The organism is Chitinophagaceae bacterium (genome assembly GCA_030053935.1).
Taxonomy (GTDB): domain Bacteria; phylum Bacteroidota; class Bacteroidia; order Cytophagales; family JASGCU01; genus JASGCU01.
Genome location: JASGCU010000086.1, coordinates 1 through 2,737 on the forward strand (window position 1 = coordinate 1; position 2,737 = coordinate 2,737).

A 2,737-nucleotide genomic window follows, 5' to 3' on the forward strand; every position below is an offset into this window, starting at 1 on the left:
TAAAACAAACCCCACTCTTACTTTTTCTGCTGTTCTTAACCTTACCGTAGGACAAAAATATGTAATGACTGCTACTTCTAATAGTGCTGCTGCAATAAGTTTTACTTCCAGCGATGTACGAATAGCAACTGTCCTTGGCAATACTCTTACAGCAGTAGCAGTTGGAACAGTTACTATTACCGCAGGTCAACAAGCAAATACACAGTTTAATGCGGCAAGTGCTACGAGGGTTGTCACCATTATTGCCGCACCGAGTGTAGTCATTATTTTAGATAATAATACCATTTTTGAAAAACTTCCCCCAGGGAGCCAGATAGGGATACTCTATGCATCGGGATTAACCAATGCTTCTTTTTCTACTGCCCATCCTTCTTTTAGAATCAATGGGAATGCTCTCATTTCCAATGCAGAATTTAACTTTTTGGAAGGTCCGAGGGCATATTCTCTCATTATCTCTGCCTCCGGAACGAATGGAACTGTAAGCCAAGTTTTTTTTATAGAAACAATACGGCAGGTACCTTATGAGCAAACTCTCTTATCGGGTGTTTATGTGGTGGGTAAGGACCAAACCAATTACCGTATTATCACTCTTCCTTATACCAATCAAACCACTGCTGTTTTTGATGCTTTGGGTGGTTTTGATAAAACCAAATGGCGGCTTTTCGATTGGAATAATGGGGCATATAACGAAATAAATACCACTACTTCTTTAGAAAGAGGACGAGGTTATTTCTTTCTCACGAGTATAGATGCTTCTATGCCTCTGAATCCCAATGGTAACACTTTCACAGGTTCTCATCTATTTAAGATTCCCGTCACACCAGGATGGAATCTTTTGGGCAACCCGTATCCCTTTGCAATGAATTGGAATGCTGTTTCTGTGAGCATCAATGGAAATAAACCGACTAATGTTCTCATATATGATGGAGCTTTTCAAGCAAGTACTGCCGTAGATATATACCAGGGATTTTTTGTCTATATGCCGAGTGCAGGGATTGTTTCTATCCCTCTGCAAGCAGGATTTTCATTCGGAATGAATACTCCGTCTTCTCAAACAGCACGTATGAGCTCCAATGCAAATAATTGGCAGGTGCAGTTTACTCTTGCAAACGAGCAAACGACATACACTCTCAGTGCTTTGGGAATGAGTGAAGGGGCAGAAAAAGGGTATGATGCAGAAGACCTTCCTACCGTTCCTCATTTTATCAATAAAGCGAGTATTGATTTCCCTCATAGTGAGCATTTTATGAAATCATTCACCAAAGATATACAGCCACTTTCGGATAATACAACATGGGATTTTATTGCAGAACAAAGCGGTTATAGAGTAGATTTTACCCTGAGCTGGAAAATAGAAAATATACCACAGAATGAATTGTTCCTTTTAGATACCAAAAAAGGAAGATTTATAAATATGAAAGAAAAAAATACATATACCTTAGACCTTTCATCAGCAAGGGCATTTCGTGTGTATTACGGAGAGAAAAACTTTATAGAATCCGCATACAGCAATATATCTCCGAATGTTTTTGATATCTACCCAAACCCCACTTCTGATAAAATATCGATTCCTTTTTTTACCCCCGAAGAGGGGTATTCTCTCACCCTTCAAGTTTTTGATATACATGGAAAACATGTATTTTCTACCATACATAATTCTTCCACAAAGGGAAACCAAACTTTTCATGTAGAAACCGAAAAATATATGTCGCATCAAGGAACGTATTTTTCCAAAATGATTTTAGAAAAAGGAAATACAAAAAAAGAAGTATCCCAAAAAATAGTGAAAAATGAAAAATAGATACATATTATGATAGAACAAAAAACAGAAGTTCCTTCTTGGGAAGATCTAAAAATATATATCTTTGCATTAGGAAAGAAAGCAGAAGAGTCGGATAAAAGAATAGAAGAGTCTGATAAGAGAAGAAAAGAAGAGTGGGACAGAAAAATGGCAGAGAAAGATAAGAGAATGGCAGAGGAAGATAAGAGAAGAAAAGAAGAATGGGACAGAAAAATGGCAGAATCGGATGAACGACATAAACATAATTTAGAGTTAATCGATGAACGTTTTCAAAAAGAAAGAAAAGAAGCACAAGAACGTTTTGATAGAAATATGGAAAAAATGGAAAGCTCCATAGAAAGATCAAATAAAGCATCCGAGCGAAAGCTCAACAAATTGGAAACCATGTTTAACACTCAATGGTCTCGATTGACAGAATCTTTGGTAGAGGGAAAGCTGGTATCTCTTCTCAATAAAAGAGGTATCGAAGTACTACAGACCTCTTACCGTGTAAATGGCTTTTGTAAAGAACTGGATAAACAATATGAATACGACATAGTAGCACATAACGGAGACACCGTGGTAATAGTAGAGGTAAAAACGACTTTACGTGTTGCAGATGTAAAAGATTTTTTAAAAAAGATGGCTCTTATACGTATAACTCTCAAAAGATACCAAAACCCGAATGTGAAATTTGTGGGAGCAGTTGCTTATATAAGTAAAGGATCAGAAGCAGATGTATTTGCAGAAAATAAAGGGCTTTTTGTCATAAAAGCAGTAGGAGATTCTGCAATAATAACAAATAGAAAAGATTTTTTACCAAAGATTTTTTAAAAGAAAATATTATTTTTCTATTTTGCATATAATACATACTAATAAAACGTAGTTTTTTTTGAAATACTTAGCACTTATTTAAACAGTAATAACAATATTATGGGTAGAACATTAATCAGTTTT

At 35.9% G+C, this 2,737-nt stretch carries 2 protein-coding genes; both read left to right on the forward strand.

The window, feature by feature from the left end; translation table 11 throughout:
* Positions 1-1,801, forward strand: a 1,801-nt coding sequence (locus QM536_08200; protein MDI9356985.1) for a T9SS type A sorting domain-containing protein, incomplete at its 5' end; no start/stop codon positions are given.
* Positions 1,802-1,810: 9 nt separating this feature from the next.
* Positions 1,811-2,614, forward strand: a complete 804-nt coding sequence (locus tag QM536_08205) for a hypothetical protein (GenBank protein MDI9356986.1) — start codon at positions 1,811-1,813, stop codon at positions 2,612-2,614.
* Positions 2,615-2,737: the final 123 nt, after the last annotated feature.